At 49.4% G+C, this 20,431-nt stretch carries 10 protein-coding genes, 9 tRNA genes and 6 rRNA genes; all 25 read left to right on the top strand.

From position 1 onward, the window contains the following. The first annotated feature begins 26 nt into the window (after positions 1–26). The 25 genes from pssA to rplA all read left to right on the top strand — a co-directional run bounded on the left by pssA (position 27) and on the right by rplA (position 20,265). Entirely contained in the window at positions 27–881 is an 855-nt protein-coding gene (gene pssA, locus AC0KUT_RS17675; RefSeq protein ID WP_488831710.1) for a CDP-diacylglycerol--serine O-phosphatidyltransferase, read from the top strand. 543 nt (positions 882–1,424) lie between these two features. After that, a 16S ribosomal RNA gene (locus tag AC0KUT_RS17670) occupies positions 1,425–2,958 on the top strand. Positions 2,959–3,102: 144 nt separating this feature from the next. Then, positions 3,103–3,179, top strand: a tRNA-Ile gene (locus AC0KUT_RS17665). 14 nt (positions 3,180–3,193) lie between these two features. Beyond that, positions 3,194–3,269 (top strand) — tRNA-Ala (locus AC0KUT_RS17660). A 307-nt stretch (positions 3,270–3,576) separates the two neighbouring features. Beyond that, positions 3,577–6,462: ribosomal RNA gene (locus AC0KUT_RS17655) — 23S ribosomal RNA — on the top strand. A gap of 174 nt (positions 6,463–6,636) precedes the next feature. Continuing rightward, positions 6,637–6,752 (top strand): 5S ribosomal RNA (gene rrf, locus AC0KUT_RS17650). Between the two features lie 339 nt (positions 6,753–7,091). Then, a 16S ribosomal RNA gene (locus tag AC0KUT_RS17645) occupies positions 7,092–8,625 on the top strand. 144 nt (positions 8,626–8,769) lie between these two features. Further along, positions 8,770–8,846: transfer RNA gene (locus AC0KUT_RS17640), tRNA-Ile, on the top strand. A 14-nt stretch (positions 8,847–8,860) separates the two neighbouring features. Further along, positions 8,861–8,936 (top strand) — tRNA-Ala (locus AC0KUT_RS17635). A 307-nt stretch (positions 8,937–9,243) separates the two neighbouring features. Next, positions 9,244–12,129: ribosomal RNA gene (locus AC0KUT_RS17630) — 23S ribosomal RNA — on the top strand. Between the two features lie 174 nt (positions 12,130–12,303). After that, positions 12,304–12,419, top strand: a 5S ribosomal RNA gene (rrf, locus tag AC0KUT_RS17625). Together the 16S, 23S and 5S rRNA genes with 4 tRNA genes alongside form the textbook arrangement of a ribosomal RNA operon. A gap of 124 nt (positions 12,420–12,543) precedes the next feature. Beyond that, entirely contained in the window at positions 12,544–13,668 is a 1,125-nt protein-coding gene (gene alr / locus AC0KUT_RS17620) for an alanine racemase (RefSeq protein ID WP_488831709.1), read from the top strand. Beyond that, a complete protein-coding gene (birA, locus tag AC0KUT_RS17615) occupies positions 13,652–14,653 on the top strand; it encodes a bifunctional biotin--[acetyl-CoA-carboxylase] ligase/biotin operon repressor BirA (protein WP_488831708.1) in 1,002 nt (333 codons plus the stop codon). Before alr ends, birA begins: the two co-directional genes overlap by 17 nt. Beyond that, complete coding sequence (locus tag AC0KUT_RS17610; protein WP_488831707.1) at positions 14,650–15,384, top strand: type III pantothenate kinase; 735 nt, start codon at positions 14,650–14,652, stop codon at positions 15,382–15,384. The genes birA and AC0KUT_RS17610 overlap by 4 nt, the downstream gene beginning before the upstream one ends. Then, on the top strand, positions 15,359–16,096 hold the full coding sequence (locus AC0KUT_RS17605; protein ID WP_488831706.1) for a hypothetical protein: 738 nt from the start codon (positions 15,359–15,361) through the stop codon (positions 16,094–16,096). Before AC0KUT_RS17610 ends, AC0KUT_RS17605 begins: the two co-directional genes overlap by 26 nt. A gap of 46 nt (positions 16,097–16,142) precedes the next feature. Continuing rightward, positions 16,143–16,218 (top strand) — tRNA-Thr (locus tag AC0KUT_RS17600). A gap of 94 nt (positions 16,219–16,312) precedes the next feature. Then, positions 16,313–16,396, top strand: a tRNA-Tyr gene (locus AC0KUT_RS17595). A 78-nt stretch (positions 16,397–16,474) separates the two neighbouring features. Further along, positions 16,475–16,548, top strand: a tRNA-Gly gene (locus AC0KUT_RS17590). Between the two features lie 14 nt (positions 16,549–16,562). Then, positions 16,563–16,638 (top strand) — tRNA-Thr (locus AC0KUT_RS17585). A gap of 78 nt (positions 16,639–16,716) precedes the next feature. Then, complete coding sequence (gene tuf, locus AC0KUT_RS17580; RefSeq protein ID WP_488831696.1) at positions 16,717–17,940, top strand: elongation factor Tu; 1,224 nt, start codon at positions 16,717–16,719, stop codon at positions 17,938–17,940. Positions 17,941–17,982: 42 nt separating this feature from the next. Further along, a tRNA-Trp gene (locus AC0KUT_RS17575) sits at positions 17,983–18,058 on the top strand. Positions 18,059–18,078: 20 nt separating this feature from the next. Further along, positions 18,079–18,447 (top strand): preprotein translocase subunit SecE, encoded by a 369-nt coding sequence (secE, locus tag AC0KUT_RS17570; protein WP_488835783.1) that lies wholly within the window; start codon positions 18,079–18,081, stop codon positions 18,445–18,447. Between the two features lie 6 nt (positions 18,448–18,453). After that, entirely contained in the window at positions 18,454–18,987 is a 534-nt protein-coding gene (gene nusG / locus AC0KUT_RS17565) for a transcription termination/antitermination protein NusG (RefSeq protein WP_488831705.1), read from the top strand. A gap of 149 nt (positions 18,988–19,136) precedes the next feature. After that, positions 19,137–19,568, top strand: coding sequence for a 50S ribosomal protein L11 (gene rplK, locus AC0KUT_RS17560; protein WP_488831704.1), 432 nt, complete (start codon positions 19,137–19,139; stop codon positions 19,566–19,568). 1 nt (position 19,569) lies between these two features. Beyond that, entirely contained in the window at positions 19,570–20,265 is a 696-nt protein-coding gene (gene rplA, locus AC0KUT_RS17555; RefSeq protein WP_488831703.1) for a 50S ribosomal protein L1, read from the top strand. Positions 20,266–20,431 lie beyond the last annotated feature (166 nt).

Genomic DNA, 20,431 nt, shown 5'->3' with positions numbered 1-20,431 from the left:
AGCCCCGCAAATAATTCGAGAGTGCCATGAGTCATATCGATAACGAAGAATCTAAGCAAGATGCCTGTGATCATGAGGGCCCTTTACCTTTCGGCGACTTAGTGGAGGAAGTGTCTGAAGATGGTAAGAAAGTACGCCATAGAGGTGTTTATTTGCTGCCCAATCTTTTTACCACGGGCGCGCTCTTCTGTGGCTTTTACGCCATAGTGGCCGGTATGCACGGTAACTTTTCCCAGGCAGCGGTTGCGATTTTTGGCGCTATGTTTCTGGATGGGATGGATGGGCGCGTGGCGCGCATGACGAATACCCAGAGTGCTTTTGGCGAGCAGTATGACAGCTTGGCTGATATGGTCTCTTTTGGTGTGGCCCCGGCCTTGGTGGTGTTTAGCTGGGCGTTGCATGATATAGGTCGCTGGGGTTGGGCGGCTGCCTTTATATATACAGCTTGCGCAGCTTTGCGTTTGGCTCGCTTTAATACGCAAATTGGTACGGTTGATAAAAAGTATTTCATAGGCCTAGCGAGCCCTGCGGCAGCGGCGGTCGTTGCGGCGCTAGTTTGGGTGTGGTTTAACACTAAGCCTGAAGGTGGTTGGGCTGCTTTGGTGGCGGCATGCACTGCCTTTACTGGATTGTTGATGGTTTCAAATTTTCGCTACACCAGCTTCAAAAGTTTAGATTTTCGTGGCCGGGTTCCTTTTGCTTTTATGTTGCTGGTGGTTCTGGTGTTTGCTTCTCTTATTATTTATCAGGAGCAGGGTGTCTTGGCTATAGCGGTTGTTTATGCGTTATCGGCACCGATGATTTGGTTGTGGCGGTTTCTGTGTATTAGGTTTAAGCGGGTGCGTGGCGCCTCAAAATCAGATGAAATTGGCGACAAATAGACCTGTTTGTTGTCGCATTGTTCGTGCTGTGTGTTGTTTGTTCGCGCTAGGGAAATAAGTTAATAAAAAGCTTGCTAGAAGGAGGGTGTGGCCCTATAGTTCGCGCCCTCGCCGAGCAGGTGGATCGAAAGATCTGGGTTTGGTGAGAAAGCTGTAAAAACTGAATGAAATTAAGTGTTTACAGTCAGAAAAAAATGCGTATAATGCGCGCCTCGCCTAAGGGTGAGGGGTGAATCAGAAGAGAAAGATAGCTGCGGTTATCGGCCTACAATGACTCACTGGCAAGCCGAAAAGAATCGAAGATTCTGCTTGCCAAGGGGAAGGAATGCTGTAGAATGCGCCTCCCACGGTTCGAGCCAAGCGCTCACCGGTTCTTTAACAGCTAGATCAAGCAATGCGTGTGGGCACTTGCGGAGGTGATTGGTGAGAACCAATTATCAGATGTAGTGCTCGCAAACAAACAGTAATGTAAATTTGAGAGTCAGCATCTGAGCAAAGTTTTAGTTGTCTAATAGGTTCGCCTAGAAGATAACAAATGATTTTAAACTGAAGAGTTTGATCATGGCTCAGATTGAACGCTGGCGGCAGGCCTAACACATGCAAGTCGAGCGCGAAAGGTTTTCGGACTGAGTAAAGCGGCGGACGGGTGAGTAACGCGTGGGAATCTGCCCAGTAGTGGGGGACAACAGTCGGAAACGACTGCTAATACCGCATACGCCCTACGGGGGAAAGGGGGGGATCTTCGGACCTCTCGCTATTGGATGAGCCCGCGTCGGATTAGCTAGTTGGTGGGGTAAAGGCCTACCAAGGCTACGATCCGTAACTGGTCTGAGAGGATGATCAGTCACACTGGAACTGAGACACGGTCCAGACTCCTACGGGAGGCAGCAGTGGGGAATATTGGACAATGGGCGCAAGCCTGATCCAGCCATGCCGCGTGTGTGAAGAAGGCCTTAGGGTTGTAAAGCACTTTCAGTGGGGAGAAAGGTGGTTCACTTAATACGTGAATCAATTGATGTTACCCACAGAAGAAGCACCGGCTAACTTCGTGCCAGCAGCCGCGGTAATACGAGGGGTGCAAGCGTTAATCGGAATTACTGGGCGTAAAGCGTACGTAGGTGGTTTGTTAAGCTAGCTGTGAAATCCCCGGGCTCAACCTGGGAATTGCAGTTAGAACTGGCAAGCTAGAGTAGGGTAGAGGGGTGTGGAATTCCAGGTGTAGCGGTGAAATGCGTAGATATCTGGAGGAACATCAGTGGCGAAGGCGACACCCTGGACTCATACTGACACTGAGGTACGAAAGCGTGGGGAGCAAACAGGATTAGATACCCTGGTAGTCCACGCCGTAAACGATGTCTACTAGCCGTTGGGAGCCTTGAGCTCTTAGTGGCGCAGCTAACGCACTAAGTAGACCGCCTGGGGAGTACGGTCGCAAGATTAAAACTCAAATGAATTGACGGGGGCCCGCACAAGCGGTGGAGCATGTGGTTTAATTCGACGCAACGCGAAGAACCTTACCAGGTCTTGACATCTAGAGAACTTTCCAGAGATGGATTGGTGCCTTCGGGAACTCTAAGACAGGTGCTGCATGGCTGTCGTCAGCTCGTGTCGTGAGATGTTGGGTTAAGTCCCGTAACGAGCGCAACCCTTGCCCTTAGTTGCCAGCGAGTAATGTCGGGAACTCTAAGGGGACTGCCGGTGACAAACCGGAGGAAGGTGGGGATGACGTCAAGTCATCATGGCCCTTACGACCTGGGCTACACACGTGCTACAATGGGGCGTACAAAGGGTTGCCAAGCCGCGAGGTGGAGCTAATCCCATAAAACGTCTCGTAGTCCGGATTGGAGTCTGCAACTCGACTCCATGAAGTCGGAATCGCTAGTAATCGTAAATCAGAACGTTACGGTGAATACGTTCCCGGGCCTTGTACACACCGCCCGTCACACCATGGGAGTGGGTTGCACCAGAAGTAGCTAGTCTAACCGCAAGGGGGACGGTTACCACGGTGTGATTCATGACTGGGGTGAAGTCGTAACAAGGTAGCCCTAGGGGAACCTGGGGCTGGATCACCTCCTTAAACGATTCGCCAACATCTCTGTAAGTGCTCACACGCATTGCTTGATCAACTGGAATAGCAGTGAAAACATCTGCAAGCTACAAGCCATAAGCTACAAGCGGAGCTCAAGCAACCTTGAGGCTAAACTTGTCGCTTACTGATTATAGGCCTGTAGCTCAGCTGGTTAGAGCGCACCCCTGATAAGGGTGAGGTCGGCAGTTCAAGTCTGCCCAGGCCTACCAATCTCTACAAACACGGGGTTATAGCTCAGCTGGGAGAGCGCCTGCCTTGCACGCAGGAGGTCTGCGGTTCGATCCCGCATAGCTCCACCAATTTCACTGTTATTTAGAAGAAGTCAGTCAACTGATTTTTTTCTTTTTTTGGACTCTTTGGTCCGCACTTCGAAAGAAGAATGCACTAAAGGTCTGAGGCAAAAAAAGAAAAGAAAGAACTTAGTTGACTGGTTTTTACGCCAGATGCTCTTTAACAAGGTGGAATGTAAAGTTAATAATTGCTGATTTATGGATGTCTTGTGTATCTCTACACAAAAGTCCGGCGAATCATACTCATGAGATTTATTCTTTTATCGGGGATAAATCGAACTAAGTGTTAATCGTAAAGCAGTCGCTTGTGTTATATGGTCAAGCGACTAAGCGCACACGGTGGATGCCTAGGCAGTTGGAGGCGATGAAGGACGTAGGAGCCTGCGAAAAGGTTAGGGGAGCTGGCAAACACGCTTTGATCCTAACATGTCCGAATGGGGAAACCCACTTACCGTAAGGTAGGTATCGCATAGTGAATACATAGCTATGCGAAGCGAACCCGGGGAACTGAAACATCTAAGTACCCGGAGGAAAAGAAATCAACCGAGATTCCCTTAGTAGCGGCGAGCGAAAGGGGAGCAGCCCTTAAGCTTATTTGGTTTTAGTGGAACGCTCTGGAAAGTGCGGCGATACAGGGTGATAGCCCCGTACACGAAAAGGCCTTATAAGTGAAATCGAGTAGGACGGGACACGTGATATCCTGTTTGAACATGGGGGGACCATCCTCCAAGGCTAAATACTCCCAACTGACCGATAGTGAACCAGTACCGTGAGGGAAAGGCGAAAAGAACCCCTGTGAGGGGAGTGAAATAGATCCTGAAACCGTGTGCGTACAAGCAGTAGGAGCAGACTTGTTCTGTGACTGCGTACCTTTTGTATAATGGGTCAGCGACTTATTGTCAGTGGCAAGGTTAACCGTATAGGGGAGCCGTAGCGAAAGCGAGTCTTAATAGGGCGTCTAGTCGCTGGCAATAGACCCGAAACCCGGCGATCTATCCATGGGCAGGATGAAGGTTAGGTAACACTGACTGGAGGTCCGAACCCACTAATGTTGAAAAATTAGGGGATGACTTGTGGATAGGGGTGAAAGGCTAATCAAGCCGGGAGATAGCTGGTTCTCCCCGAAAACTATTTAGGTAGTGCGTCATGTCTCACCCGCGGGGGTAGAGCACTGTTTGGGCTAGGGGGTCATCCCGACTTACCAACCCCATGCAAACTACGAATACCGCGGAGTGCAATCATGGCAGACAGACAGCGGGTGCTAACGTCCGTTGTCAAGAGGGCAACAACCCAGACCGCCAGCTAAGGTCCCAAATGCTAGTTAAGTGGGAAACGATGTGGGAAGGCTTAGACAGCTAGGAGGTTGGCTTAGAAGCAGCCACCCTTTAAAGAAAGCGTAATAGCTCACTAGTCGAGTCGGCCTGCGCGGAAGATGTAACGGGGCTAAAACTAGCAACCGAAGCTGCGGATGCACTTTGTGCATGGTAGGGGAGCGTTCTGTAAGCCGTTGAAGGTGAGTTGAGAAGCTTGCTGGAGGTATCAGAAGTGCGAATGCTGACATGAGTAACGATAAGGGGAGTGAAAAACTCCCCCGCCGGAAGATCAAGGTTTCCTGTCCAACGTTAATCGGGACAGGGTTAGTCGGCCCCTAAGGCGAGGCGGAAACGCGTAGTCGATGGAAAACAGGTTAATATTCCTGTACCGCTTTTTACTGCGATGGGGGGACGGAGAAGGCTAGAGCAGCACGGCGTTGGTTGTCCGTGTTTAAGGTCGTAGGCTGGGTGCTTAGGTAAATCCGGGCGCCTAAGGCTGAGAACTGATGACGAGTGTTCCTCGGAACATGAAGTGCTTGATGCCATGCTTCCAAGAAAAGCCTCTAAGCTTCAGGTAAAAAGAGACCGTACTCCAAACCGACACAGGTGATCAGGTAGAGAATACCAAGGCGCTTGAGAGAACTCGGGTGAAGGAACTAGGCAAAATGGCACCGTAACTTCGGGAGAAGGTGCACCGCCTTTGGTGATGGGATTTACTCCCTAAGCTGAGGGCGGTCGAAGATACCAGGCCCCTGCAACTGTTTATTAAAAACACAGCACTCTGCAAACACGTAAGTGGACGTATAGGGTGTGACGCCTGCCCGGTGCCGGAAGGTTAATTGATGGGGTTAGCGTAAGCGAAGCTCTTGATCGAAGCCCCGGTAAACGGCGGCCGTAACTATAACGGTCCTAAGGTAGCGAAATTCCTTGTCGGGTAAGTTCCGACCTGCACGAATGGCGTAATGATGGGGGCGCTGTCTCCACCCGAGACTCAGTGAAATTGAAATCGCGGTTAAGATGCCGTGTACCCGCGGCTAGACGGAAAGACCCCGTGAACCTTTACTATAGCTTTGCACTGAACTTTGAATCTATCTGTGTAGGATAGGTGGGAGGCTTTGAAGTCATGACGCTAGTCTTGATGGAGCCGTCCTTGAAATACCACCCTGGTATATTTGAGGTTCTAACGCCGGCCCCTTATCGGGGTTGCGGACAGTGTATGGTGGGTAGTTTGACTGGGGCGGTCTCCTCCCAAAGAGTAACGGAGGAGCACGAAGGTGTGCTAATCATGGTCGGAAATCATGAGGTTAGTGTAAAGGCAAAAGCACGCTTGACTGCGAGACAGACATGTCGAGCAGGTACGAAAGTAGGTCTTAGTGATCCGGTGGTTCTGTATGGAAGGGCCATCGCTCAACGGATAAAAGGTACTCCGGGGATAACAGGCTGATACCGCCCAAGAGTTCACATCGACGGCGGTGTTTGGCACCTCGATGTCGGCTCATCACATCCTGGGGCTGAAGCCGGTCCCAAGGGTATGGCTGTTCGCCATTTAAAGTGGTACGCGAGCTGGGTTTAGAACGTCGTGAGACAGTTCGGTCCCTATCTGCCGTGGGCGTTGGAGATTTGAGAAGAGTTGTTCCTAGTACGAGAGGACCGGAATGAACGAACCTCTGGTGTTCGGGTTGTCATGCCAATGGCACTGCCCGGTAGCTATGTTCGGACGGGATAACCGCTGAAAGCATCTAAGCGGGAAGCCTCCTTCAAGATGAGATCTCCCTGGGACTTTAAGTCCCCTAAAGAGCCGTTGAAGACTACGACGTTGATAGGTTGGGTGTGGAAGCGCAGCGATGCGTTGAGCTAACCAATACTAATTGCTCGTGCGGCTTGACCATATAACAGAATCGACTGTTTACGGTTAAAGGTTTGCCGGACTTTGTGTCCAGATAACACAGGCATTCATACAGCAAGTACCACCCATATTAACTTTACATGCCACCACCCTATTTGTGTCAATCGAGGCCGATGTTCATACAACATCCTAAGACCTCCGAACACATACAGAATTGCTTGACGACCATAGCGAGTTGGAACCACCTGATCCCATACCGAACTCAGAAGTGAAACGACTTAGCGCCGATGGTAGTGTGGGGTTTCCCCATGTGAGAGTAGGTCATCGTCAAGCTCTTAAACTCTAAAGCCCCATCAGCGACTGCTGGTGGGGCTTTTCTATTAGTGTAACCCTATGATTTTGATCAAGGGTGGCAGCAAAAAGAATCGAAGATTCTGCTTGCCAAGGGGAAGGAATGCTGTAGAATGCGCCTCCCACGGTTCGAGCCAAGCGCTCACCGGTTCTTTAACAGCTAGATCAAGCAATGCGTGTGGGCACTTGCGGAGGTGATTGGTGAGAACCAATTATCAGATGTAGTGCTCGCAAACAAACAGTAATGTAAATTTGAGAGTCAGCATCTGAGCAAAGTTTTAGTTGTCTAATAGGTTCGCCTAGAAGATAACAAATGATTTTAAACTGAAGAGTTTGATCATGGCTCAGATTGAACGCTGGCGGCAGGCCTAACACATGCAAGTCGAGCGCGAAAGGTTTTCGGACTGAGTAAAGCGGCGGACGGGTGAGTAACGCGTGGGAATCTGCCCAGTAGTGGGGGACAACAGTCGGAAACGACTGCTAATACCGCATACGCCCTACGGGGGAAAGGGGGGGATCTTCGGACCTCTCGCTATTGGATGAGCCCGCGTCGGATTAGCTAGTTGGTGGGGTAAAGGCCTACCAAGGCTACGATCCGTAACTGGTCTGAGAGGATGATCAGTCACACTGGAACTGAGACACGGTCCAGACTCCTACGGGAGGCAGCAGTGGGGAATATTGGACAATGGGCGCAAGCCTGATCCAGCCATGCCGCGTGTGTGAAGAAGGCCTTAGGGTTGTAAAGCACTTTCAGTGGGGAGAAAGGTGGTTCACTTAATACGTGAATCAATTGATGTTACCCACAGAAGAAGCACCGGCTAACTTCGTGCCAGCAGCCGCGGTAATACGAGGGGTGCAAGCGTTAATCGGAATTACTGGGCGTAAAGCGTACGTAGGTGGTTTGTTAAGCTAGCTGTGAAATCCCCGGGCTCAACCTGGGAATTGCAGTTAGAACTGGCAAGCTAGAGTAGGGTAGAGGGGTGTGGAATTCCAGGTGTAGCGGTGAAATGCGTAGATATCTGGAGGAACATCAGTGGCGAAGGCGACACCCTGGACTCATACTGACACTGAGGTACGAAAGCGTGGGGAGCAAACAGGATTAGATACCCTGGTAGTCCACGCCGTAAACGATGTCTACTAGCCGTTGGGAGCCTTGAGCTCTTAGTGGCGCAGCTAACGCACTAAGTAGACCGCCTGGGGAGTACGGTCGCAAGATTAAAACTCAAATGAATTGACGGGGGCCCGCACAAGCGGTGGAGCATGTGGTTTAATTCGACGCAACGCGAAGAACCTTACCAGGTCTTGACATCTAGAGAACTTTCCAGAGATGGATTGGTGCCTTCGGGAACTCTAAGACAGGTGCTGCATGGCTGTCGTCAGCTCGTGTCGTGAGATGTTGGGTTAAGTCCCGTAACGAGCGCAACCCTTGCCCTTAGTTGCCAGCGAGTAATGTCGGGAACTCTAAGGGGACTGCCGGTGACAAACCGGAGGAAGGTGGGGATGACGTCAAGTCATCATGGCCCTTACGACCTGGGCTACACACGTGCTACAATGGGGCGTACAAAGGGTTGCCAAGCCGCGAGGTGGAGCTAATCCCATAAAACGTCTCGTAGTCCGGATTGGAGTCTGCAACTCGACTCCATGAAGTCGGAATCGCTAGTAATCGTAAATCAGAACGTTACGGTGAATACGTTCCCGGGCCTTGTACACACCGCCCGTCACACCATGGGAGTGGGTTGCACCAGAAGTAGCTAGTCTAACCGCAAGGGGGACGGTTACCACGGTGTGATTCATGACTGGGGTGAAGTCGTAACAAGGTAGCCCTAGGGGAACCTGGGGCTGGATCACCTCCTTAAACGATTCGCCAACATCTCTGTAAGTGCTCACACGCATTGCTTGATCAACTGGAATAGCAGTGAAAACATCTGCAAGCTACAAGCCATAAGCTACAAGCGGAGCTCAAGCAACCTTGAGGCTAAACTTGTCGCTTACTGATTATAGGCCTGTAGCTCAGCTGGTTAGAGCGCACCCCTGATAAGGGTGAGGTCGGCAGTTCAAGTCTGCCCAGGCCTACCAATCTCTACAAACACGGGGTTATAGCTCAGCTGGGAGAGCGCCTGCCTTGCACGCAGGAGGTCTGCGGTTCGATCCCGCATAGCTCCACCAATTTCACTGTTATTTAGAAGAAGTCAGTCAACTGATTTTTTTCTTTTTTTGGACTCTTTGGTCCGCACTTCGAAAGAAGAATGCACTAAAGGTCTGAGGCAAAAAAAGAAAAGAAAGAACTTAGTTGACTGGTTTTTACGCCAGATGCTCTTTAACAAGGTGGAATGTAAAGTTAATAATTGCTGATTTATGGATGTCTTGTGTATCTCTACACAAAAGTCCGGCGAATCATACTCATGAGATTTATTCTTTTATCGGGGATAAATCGAACTAAGTGTTAATCGTAAAGCAGTCGCTTGTGTTATATGGTCAAGCGACTAAGCGCACACGGTGGATGCCTAGGCAGTTGGAGGCGATGAAGGACGTAGGAGCCTGCGAAAAGGTTAGGGGAGCTGGCAAACACGCTTTGATCCTAACATGTCCGAATGGGGAAACCCACTTACCGTAAGGTAGGTATCGCATAGTGAATACATAGCTATGCGAAGCGAACCCGGGGAACTGAAACATCTAAGTACCCGGAGGAAAAGAAATCAACCGAGATTCCCTTAGTAGCGGCGAGCGAAAGGGGAGCAGCCCTTAAGCTTATTTGGTTTTAGTGGAACGCTCTGGAAAGTGCGGCGATACAGGGTGATAGCCCCGTACACGAAAAGGCCTTATAAGTGAAATCGAGTAGGACGGGACACGTGATATCCTGTTTGAACATGGGGGGACCATCCTCCAAGGCTAAATACTCCCAACTGACCGATAGTGAACCAGTACCGTGAGGGAAAGGCGAAAAGAACCCCTGTGAGGGGAGTGAAATAGATCCTGAAACCGTGTGCGTACAAGCAGTAGGAGCAGACTTGTTCTGTGACTGCGTACCTTTTGTATAATGGGTCAGCGACTTATTGTCAGTGGCAAGGTTAACCGTATAGGGGAGCCGTAGCGAAAGCGAGTCTTAATAGGGCGTCTAGTCGCTGGCAATAGACCCGAAACCCGGCGATCTATCCATGGGCAGGATGAAGGTTAGGTAACACTGACTGGAGGTCCGAACCCACTAATGTTGAAAAATTAGGGGATGACTTGTGGATAGGGGTGAAAGGCTAATCAAGCCGGGAGATAGCTGGTTCTCCCCGAAAACTATTTAGGTAGTGCGTCATGTCTCACCCGCGGGGGTAGAGCACTGTTTGGGCTAGGGGGTCATCCCGACTTACCAACCCCATGCAAACTACGAATACCGCGGAGTGCAATCATGGCAGACAGACAGCGGGTGCTAACGTCCGTTGTCAAGAGGGCAACAACCCAGACCGCCAGCTAAGGTCCCAAATGCTAGTTAAGTGGGAAACGATGTGGGAAGGCTTAGACAGCTAGGAGGTTGGCTTAGAAGCAGCCACCCTTTAAAGAAAGCGTAATAGCTCACTAGTCGAGTCGGCCTGCGCGGAAGATGTAACGGGGCTAAAACTAGCAACCGAAGCTGCGGATGCACTTTGTGCATGGTAGGGGAGCGTTCTGTAAGCCGTTGAAGGTGAGTTGAGAAGCTTGCTGGAGGTATCAGAAGTGCGAATGCTGACATGAGTAACGATAAGGGGAGTGAAAAACTCCCCCGCCGGAAGATCAAGGTTTCCTGTCCAACGTTAATCGGGACAGGGTTAGTCGGCCCCTAAGGCGAGGCGGAAACGCGTAGTCGATGGAAAACAGGTTAATATTCCTGTACCGCTTTTTACTGCGATGGGGGGACGGAGAAGGCTAGAGCAGCACGGCGTTGGTTGTCCGTGTTTAAGGTCGTAGGCTGGGTGCTTAGGTAAATCCGGGCGCCTAAGGCTGAGAACTGATGACGAGTGTTCCTCGGAACATGAAGTGCTTGATGCCATGCTTCCAAGAAAAGCCTCTAAGCTTCAGGTAAAAAGAGACCGTACTCCAAACCGACACAGGTGATCAGGTAGAGAATACCAAGGCGCTTGAGAGAACTCGGGTGAAGGAACTAGGCAAAATGGCACCGTAACTTCGGGAGAAGGTGCACCGCCTTTGGTGATGGGATTTACTCCCTAAGCTGAGGGCGGTCGAAGATACCAGGCCCCTGCAACTGTTTATTAAAAACACAGCACTCTGCAAACACGTAAGTGGACGTATAGGGTGTGACGCCTGCCCGGTGCCGGAAGGTTAATTGATGGGGTTAGCGTAAGCGAAGCTCTTGATCGAAGCCCCGGTAAACGGCGGCCGTAACTATAACGGTCCTAAGGTAGCGAAATTCCTTGTCGGGTAAGTTCCGACCTGCACGAATGGCGTAATGATGGGGGCGCTGTCTCCACCCGAGACTCAGTGAAATTGAAATCGCGGTTAAGATGCCGTGTACCCGCGGCTAGACGGAAAGACCCCGTGAACCTTTACTATAGCTTTGCACTGAACTTTGAATCTATCTGTGTAGGATAGGTGGGAGGCTTTGAAGTCATGACGCTAGTCTTGATGGAGCCGTCCTTGAAATACCACCCTGGTATATTTGAGGTTCTAACGCCGGCCCCTTATCGGGGTTGCGGACAGTGTATGGTGGGTAGTTTGACTGGGGCGGTCTCCTCCCAAAGAGTAACGGAGGAGCACGAAGGTGTGCTAATCATGGTCGGAAATCATGAGGTTAGTGTAAAGGCAAAAGCACGCTTGACTGCGAGACAGACATGTCGAGCAGGTACGAAAGTAGGTCTTAGTGATCCGGTGGTTCTGTATGGAAGGGCCATCGCTCAACGGATAAAAGGTACTCCGGGGATAACAGGCTGATACCGCCCAAGAGTTCACATCGACGGCGGTGTTTGGCACCTCGATGTCGGCTCATCACATCCTGGGGCTGAAGCCGGTCCCAAGGGTATGGCTGTTCGCCATTTAAAGTGGTACGCGAGCTGGGTTTAGAACGTCGTGAGACAGTTCGGTCCCTATCTGCCGTGGGCGTTGGAGATTTGAGAAGAGTTGTTCCTAGTACGAGAGGACCGGAATGAACGAACCTCTGGTGTTCGGGTTGTCATGCCAATGGCACTGCCCGGTAGCTATGTTCGGACGGGATAACCGCTGAAAGCATCTAAGCGGGAAGCCTCCTTCAAGATGAGATCTCCCTGGGACTTTAAGTCCCCTAAAGAGCCGTTGAAGACTACGACGTTGATAGGTTGGGTGTGGAAGCGCAGCGATGCGTTGAGCTAACCAATACTAATTGCTCGTGCGGCTTGACCATATAACAGAATCGACTGTTTACGGTTAAAGGTTTGCCGGACTTTGTGTCCAGATAACACAGGCATTCATACAGCAAGTACCACCCATATTAACTTTACATGCCACCACCCTATTTGTGTCAATCGAGGCCGATGTTCATACAACATCCTAAGACCTCCGAACACATACAGAATTGCTTGACGACCATAGCGAGTTGGAACCACCTGATCCCATACCGAACTCAGAAGTGAAACGACTTAGCGCCGATGGTAGTGTGGGGTTTCCCCATGTGAGAGTAGGTCATCGTCAAGCTCTTAAACTCTAAACGCCCTGCTGGCATCAGCAGGGCGTTTTTTTATGCTCTCAATTTTTCTGCGCTGGATTTTGCGGCGTCAGTCTGCTTAGATGCAGTTCATTTTCTCGGTTTGATGTTCTTATGAATCCTACGGGTACATTATCTATAGATATTTCTGCCATTAGTGCTAACTGGCAGTTATTAAATTCGCGGGTTGCTGGGGCTGTGGTTGGCGCGGTTATTAAGGCTAATGCATATGGTCTTGGAGCTGAAGTCGTTGGTGCTGCCCTTTATGCTGCTGGAGCGCGCGATTTTTTTTTCGCAACGAAAGAAGAGGCTTTAAAATATAAAGCGCTCGGTCTTTTGGGGTGCAAATACTATGTGCTAGGCGGCACTGCAGGCAAGGATAGCGAATTTATTGAGTCGGGTTTAATTCCAGTGCTATTTTCTATGAACGCGGTAAGGGCGTGGGCAAGAGTTTGTCGGAGCCTTGGCGTTGGAGCACCTTCTGCGATAAAAATAAATACAGGTATGACGCGCTTGGGGCTGGAGCTTTCTGAATTTGAAGCCTTGCTTCAGGATATTGATTTATTAAGCGCTATCTCCCCTGAATTGGTATTGAGCCACCTCGCTTGTGCGGAGGAGTCAAATAATCCGTTAAATACGGAGCAATTGATCCGCTTTGAGCGCTGCGTGACTTTAGTGCGGGATATGCATTTGGATGTCCGCTTTAGTTTCGCTAACTCTTCCGGAATATTTCTTGGGCCCAAATGGCATTTTGATTTATTGCGCCCAGGGGCAGCATTATATGGTATCAACCCTACGCCTGGGGCGTCGAATCCTATGTCTGCAGTTATTCGTTTGTCTTTACCAATTATGCAGGTCCGGCGTGTAGCGATGGACACTATTGTTGGTTATGGCGCTGCGGCGACTGTGGCTGCAGGTACAAGATTGGCTGTAGTTGCCGGAGGTTATGCAGATGGCTTGCAATGTACACTTGGGAGGGCGCCGGAGGCGATGATCGCAGGGCAGCGTGTTTATGCTGTAGGGCGTATTTCAATGGATTCTATGGTATTTGATGTTTCGGCGGTAGCCTTAACTGATGGTGAGCTGGTTGGTGCATCGGTCGATGTAATAAACGACGTGTTATCCCTCGAATACTTGATGAAGAAAAATAATACCCTAGGATATGAGGTTCTAACCAGTCTGGGTGGGCGCTTTAAGCGAGTTTATACGGAGGTTGGGGGGCATGACGGACGAGTGTAGTATTTTGGATAATCATTCATTGCTCTCGTTGTTAGAGCTGTTAGCCGACGGTGGATATCACTCTGGCGAGGAGCTAGGAAGGCTTCTTGGTGTTAGTCGTGCAGCCGTATGGAAGCATTTACAGAAATTAGAGCCTTTGGGTATTAGCTTAAGTTCTATTAAGGGGCGAGGTTATTGCATTGAAGGTGGTTTAGATTTAATTAATCCAGACTTGCTTGCTGAGCGGCTCTGCCGACTAGATTCGAGTTTAGAGGTTTCAGTTGCTCCAGTACTTGACTCTACCAATGGATTTCTTTTGCGTCAGCCCGATCCAATAAAGAAAGTAGCTATAGCTGAAATGCAAACTGCGGGGCGGGGTAGGCGAGGCCGGCATTGGATCAGCCCTTTTGCGCAAAATTTATATTTATCTATTGGCTGGGGATTTGAGGGCGGTGTTGCAGCGCTCGAGGGGCTAAGTTTGGCCGTTGGAGTGGCTTTGGTGAAAAGTTTGTCTCGGCTAGGTATAGAGGGGGTGCGGTTGAAGTGGCCCAATGATGTGCTTTATCGCCAGAGAAAGTTGGCAGGAATATTGATCGAAATGACCGGTGATCCTACGGGTTTCTGTCGCGTTGTAATCGGTGTTGGTATTAACGTGGCCATGAAGAGCGAGGCGGCTGACACTATAGACCAGCCTTGGGTTGATTTACAGCAAATGGCCCGCGAGCAAAATGTAAACTTGGGGTCGCGTACGGAATTGGCGGCATGCCTGGTTGAGGAGCTGGTAGTGCTGTTGCAAGACTATTCAAGACTGGGCTTCTCGGCCTATCGTGAAGCATGGCAATCCTTAAATGCTTATTCAGATTTGCCAGTTGTTTTGAAAAGTGCGCAGCATGAAGTGAAGGGTACTTTCCGTGGGGTTAATAGTGTAGGTGCATTAATATTGCAGACTTCTTGTGGTGAGCAGATTTTTCATGGTGGAGAGGTCTCGTTGAGAGGCGCAACATGATTTTAGAAATTGATATGGGTAATACTCGCTTGAAGTGGCGAGTGCGAGATTCTGACCTTATTTGCGCGCGCGGGAATCTGTTGGCCAGCGAAGGTTTAGAGGCATTGACGGATGGGTTGATAGGTTTCGTTGGGCAATTACGGAAGATTTGGGTGGCGAGTGTTGTTTCCAGCTCGGCGCGGCAGGTGTTAAGTCTATGGTGTCGTGAAAATATTGGTTTGGAGGCGGAGTTTGCATCAAGCGAACAGGTGCTTGCAGGGGTTCGCAATGGATATGCTAAGCCTGAGTTGTTGGGGGTTGATCGCTGGTTGGCGCTCGTAGCAGCTTACCAGAGGGTGCGAGGGGCCTGTGTTGTGGTTTCCTGCGGCACTGCAATTACGGTTGATCTAGTTAACGAGAGCGGTCAGCATATGGGGGGGTATATCGCTCCTGGTTTTCGATTGCTGGCTCAATCGCTAAATCAGCAAACCTCTCAGATAGAGGTTTGCTGTAACCTGACCGCATATTTAGGCCCCGGAATTGATACTCAGGCTGCGGTTGATGCTGCTAGTGCGGCAATGGTTAAGGGGGTAATAGCTAATGCGCTTAGGGAAATAAAGGAGCTGGCATCAGAAACTTCAAGCGTTTTGGTGTTGACCGGGGGGGATGCAGAGGTGGTGCAGGTTTTTTTCCCGCAGGCTCTTTTAAGCCCTGATTTAGTCCAGGATGGCTTGGCTTTCGTTTTTCAATAATTCCAATGGTGATGTGATGCGCGCAATCTTTTTAGTCTTAGTATTGTTAAATGTAGGCTTTTTTACTAATCAACAGTTCTTTGCATTGCATGATACGGAATTGCAGCCAACAATGGCTGCACGACAATTGGTGGCCAATAACTTGCAGCTTCTCGCTGAGCGTGACGGTGGGGGGGCGGTTAAGGTGGCGCCTAAAAAAGTGGTGCCCCAAAAGTCATCTGCTGCGCTTGCTGGCTCTCTTTGTACTATTGTGGGCCCATTTGGTCAGCTGCTGTATGCGGAGAATTTAATTGAGCGATTAGGTGCATTAGATGTGAAATCACAAATAGTCCCTATCGAGATAAAAACGGGTGAGGTTTTTTGGGTTTATCTAACACCGGAGATGTCTGAAAAAGAGGCATTTCGTAGATTGTATGAATTAAAAAATAAAAGTATCGAGGGCTTTATTATCACCAAGGGGGATCTCGCTAATGGGATTTCATTTGGGAGGTTCGCTGATGCGCTTACTGCTGAGTCTAAAGTGAGAGAGGTTGAACAGCTAGGTTATAAGGCTTACATGAGAGCGGTTCCTCAGACTATTAGTGAGACATGGGTCATGCTCAATGCTGATTCCGATGAAAAAATAAACGATTCGTTATGGGCGGAGCTTTTAGATCAAAATGAAGTAGTAGAAAAACGACAAAATGTTTGTTTAGGTGTTGCTTCTCAGTAAATCTTTCACTAGAATTCTGCCTCCACAATAAGCCGTGACTAAAAAGGCTGGCGTAGCTCAGTAGGTAGAGCAGCTGACTTGTAATCAGCCGGTCGGGGGTTCGATTCCTCTCGCCAGCTCCATTTTAATTAAGGCTTTGTACGTAACTGTGTGAATTTGTTGAAAAAATAGATTGACAGTTAGGCTTGTGGGTCGGAAAATGCCGACGCTTTTTCGGCAGGGGTTCCCGAGCGGCCAAAGGGATCAGACTGTAAATCTGACGCGTAAGCTTCGATGGTTCGAATCCATCCCCCTGCACCAATTTCCCCTAGGGCAAAGAAATGCTCTTGCGTCTAGGGTAGCTCAGGTCTTTTGAGCTGTAGCCAATATCTGATCTAAGCGGGTATGGTTCAATGGTAGAACCTCAGCCTTCCAAGCTGATGGCGCGGGTTCGATTCCCGCTACCCGCTCCAAATTTGAGGTTTTGGCTCATATAGCTCAGTTGGTAGAGCACACCCTTGGTAAGGGTGAGGTCAGCAGTTCGAATCTGCTTATGAGCTCCATAATATGCTGCGAGGGGTAGTCTCTCGCAGCTTTTTTATCTGTAAGGTATTTTTTGTACGTCTGAGGAGGCGCTCGCAATGGCGAAGGAAAAGTTTGAACGTAACAAGCCCCACGTCAACGTGGGCACCATCGGTCACGTTGACCATGGTAAAACTACCCTGACCGCGGCATTGACTCGCGTGTGTTCAGAGACTTGGGGCGGCGCTGCTGTTGCTTTTGATGGTATCGATAACGCACCTGAAGAAAAGGCACGCGGTATTACCATCAATACTTCACACGTTGAGTATGATTCACCTGCTCGTCACTATGCGCACGTTGACTGTCCGGGCCACGCCGATTATGTGAAAAACATGATTACCGGTGCTGCTCAGATGGATGGCGCAATTCTAGTGTGTGGCGCGACTGATGGTCCTATGCCGCAAACTCGTGAGCACATTTTGTTGTCTCGCCAAGTTGGTGTTCCTTTCATTGTTGTGTTCTTGAACAAGGCTGACTTGCTTGCTGCAGATTGCGGCGGCGTGGGCACTGAAGAATACAATGAGATGTTGGAATTGGTTGAGATGGAATTGCGTGAGCTGTTGGCCACCTATGACTTCCCAGCTGACGACACTCCAATTATCCCAGGTTCTGCCTTGATGGCGTTGAACGGTCAAGATGATAATGAATTAGGTACTACCGCTGTACGTAAGCTGGTAGAGACTTTGGATTCTTATATCCCTGAGCCAGTTCGTGCAATTGATCAGCCATTCCTAATGCCAGTAGAAGATGTATTCTCTATCTCTGGTCGCGGTACTGTGGTAACTGGTCGTGTAGAGCGCGGAATTATCAAGGTAGGTGAAGAGATTCAGATCGTTGGTATTGCTGATACTCAAAAATCTACCTGTACTGGTGTTGAGATGTTCCGCAAGTTGCTAGACGAGGGTCGCGCTGGTGAGAACGTTGGTGTTCTGTTGCGTGGTACCAAACGTGACGACGTTCAGCGTGGTCAAGTATTGTGTAAGCCAAATACTGTAACTCCGCACACTAAGTTTGTTGCTGAAGTTTACGTATTGTCTAAAGATGAAGGTGGTCGTCACACGCCATTCTTTAAAGGCTACCGTCCACAGTTCTACTTCCGTACCACTGACGTAACGGGTGCTTGTGAATTGCCAGAAGGCGTAGAAATGGTTATGCCAGGTGACAACATTCAAATGAATGTTACCTTGATTCACCCCATCGCGATGGAAGAAGGCTTGCGCTTCGCTATCCGTGAAGGTGGTCGTACTGTTGGTGCTGGCGTTGTAGCCAAAATCGTTCAGTAGTAAGTCTACGGGGTGGTGTGGTTTTGCTGCCCCTTCAAATACAGGCCAGTAGTTCAATTGGTAGAGCACCGGTCTCCAAAACCGGGTGTTGGCGGTTCGACCCCGTCCTGGCCTGCCATATTTTAAGGTTCTGCGATGATAACGGCAAATACAGAAGAAAAAGTATATCGCTTAGATGCTCTTAAGTGGGTGGTAGTGATTGCCTTAATTGGTGCTGGTGTTGTGGGAAATTCACATTACTCAGCAGAGTCGGTTCTTTATCGTGCGTTGGCGCTTTTAGTTCTGGCTGCACTTGCAGTGCTTATCTCTGTTAATACTGCTAAAGGGGCTGCAATATCTGATGTGGTGCGTGGTGCATTCGTCGAGTTGCGCAAAGTTGTATGGCCCTCGCGTCAAGAAACAAATCAAACCACCTTGATTGTTGTCGCAGTTGTTATTGTGACTTCTATTATTTTGTGGTTGCTGGATACTGTTCTTGGCTTTTTTGTTTCTAAGCTCATAGGTTAGATTGTTATGGCTAAGCGTTGGTATGTTGTGCACGCCTATTCCGGTTATGAGAAAAAGGTTGCTGCTTCTTTACGTGAACGTGTTGCCATGTATGCAATGGAAGACGCCTTCGGCGATATTCTTGTTCCAACTGAAGAAGTTGTTGAGATGCGCGGTGGTCAAAAGCGCAAAAGCGAAAGAAAGTTTTTCCCTGGCTATGTGTTGGTTCAGATGGAGCTGAATGATGCAAGTTGGCACTTGGTGAAGGATACTCCTCGTGTGATGGGTTTTATTGGTGGCAAGGCTGACCAGCCTGCGCCCATTACGGAGAAAGAGGCAGAGGCTATATTACGTCGTGTTGACGACTCAATTGAGAAGCCAAAGCCAAAGACTGTATTCGAACCTGGCGAAATGGTTCGGGTGACAGATGGCCCGTTCAATGACTTTAATGGTGTTGTTGAAGAGGTTAATTATGAAAAGAGTAAGTTGCGTGTTGCGGTGCTGATATTTGGTCGCTCAACGCCAGTTGAGTTGGAGTTTGGCCAGGTCGAGAAGACTTAGCACTAAAAATATTTTTACATGCCCTTCTTTGCTTGGCGAAGAGGGGTTTTCGCGTCCTTAATCAATGTTTGGTTAAGGAGGGGAGCCTAAGACGGGGTCGCTTGCCAAAGTGGTTCCTGAGGCGCTAACACCCATAGGGGAGCAATATCATGGCAAAAAAAGTAACCGCCTACGTTAAGTTGCAAGTTGCAGCTGGCAAAGCAAACCCGTCTCCACCGGTTGGTCCAGCATTGGGTCAGCATGGTGTAAACATCATGGAATTCTGTAAAGCATTCAATGCCCAAACTCAGGGTATGGAAGTGGGTTCGCCAGTACCTGTAATTATCAGCGTATACAGCGACCGTAGCTTTACATTCGTAATGAAGACTCCTCCAGCATCATTCTTGTTGAAGAAAGCTGCAGGCATCACTAGCGGAAGCGGTCGTCCAAATACCAATAAAGTTGGTGTTGTGACACGTGCGCAATTGGAAACTATTGCTACAGCTAAAATGGCAGATTTAACTGCTGCTGATATGGAAGCTGCTGTACGCACCATCGCTGGTTCTGCGCGCTCCATGGGTCTTGATGTAGAGGGTTTGTAAGATGGCTAAGCTAACTAAGCGTCAACGCGCTATTAATGAAAAAGTGGATACCACTAAGCATTACTCAATTGAGGAAGCTGTGGCACTTTTAAAAGATTTGTCGACTGTTAAATTCGCTGAGACTTTTGACGTATCTATCAATCTTGGTATTGATCCACGTAAGTCTGACCAGTCTGTGCGCGGTGCTACCACCTTGCCACACGGCAATGGTAAAGACGTACGTGTAGCTGTGTTTACTCAAGGTGCAAATGCTGAAGCTGCTAAGGCTGCTGGTGCTGAGTACGTGGGTATGGAAGAGCTAGCGGCAGAAATCAAAGCGGGCAAGATGGACTTTGATGTTGTTATCGCCAGTCCTGATGCTATGCGTGTTGTGGGTCAGTTGGGCCAAGTGTTGGGTCCGCGCGGCCTTATGCCTAACCCAAAAACCGGTACTGTTACTCCTGATGTAGTAACTGCAGTTAAGAATGCTAAAGCTGGTCAGGTGCGTTACCGCGCCGAGAAGGGCGGCATCATTCATGGCGGTATTGGCAAGATTTCTTTTGACGTTGTTGCAATTAAAGAAAACCTTGAAGCCTTGCTTGGCGACTTGAAAAAGTCTAAACCATCAACCGCTAAGGGTATTTATTTGAAGCGTGTCGCACTGAGCACCACTATGGGCCCAGGGTTGATAATCGATCAAGCATCTCTAGAGGCGTAATTTTTTCTGAGATGGAATGAACTTTGGGGTCCGCCTAGGCGGGCCGTCAAAGACCGTAGGTGTCATACTTCGGTATAACCTAAAGAACGAAAGTTCGCCTACGCAGATGGTGAGACCCACTTCAGTCAATAATTTTTGTTGATGAATGAAATCACCGATTTATGGT

This window comes from Cellvibrio sp. 25HG11W-0, from assembly GCF_057815475.1.
Note: the sequence above shows the minus strand (reverse complement) of the source record. Positions and strands in the feature narration are given on the sequence as shown.

Coding starts and splice junctions, on each gene's coding strand:
- pssA (WP_488831710.1), top strand. CDS start 27: ATGAGTCATATCGATAACGAAGAATCTAAGCAAGATGCCTGTGATCAT.
- alr (WP_488831709.1), top strand. CDS start 12,544: ATGAATCCTACGGGTACATTATCTATAGATATTTCTGCCATTAGTGCT.
- birA (WP_488831708.1), top strand. CDS start 13,652: ATGACGGACGAGTGTAGTATTTTGGATAATCATTCATTGCTCTCGTTG.
- AC0KUT_RS17610 (WP_488831707.1), top strand. CDS start 14,650: ATGATTTTAGAAATTGATATGGGTAATACTCGCTTGAAGTGGCGAGTG.
- AC0KUT_RS17605 (WP_488831706.1), top strand. CDS start 15,359: ATGGCTTGGCTTTCGTTTTTCAATAATTCCAATGGTGATGTGATGCGC.
- tuf (WP_488831696.1), top strand. CDS start 16,717: ATGGCGAAGGAAAAGTTTGAACGTAACAAGCCCCACGTCAACGTGGGC.
- nusG (WP_488831705.1), top strand. CDS start 18,454: ATGGCTAAGCGTTGGTATGTTGTGCACGCCTATTCCGGTTATGAGAAA.
- rplK (WP_488831704.1), top strand. CDS start 19,137: ATGGCAAAAAAAGTAACCGCCTACGTTAAGTTGCAAGTTGCAGCTGGC.
- rplA (WP_488831703.1), top strand. CDS start 19,570: ATGGCTAAGCTAACTAAGCGTCAACGCGCTATTAATGAAAAAGTGGAT.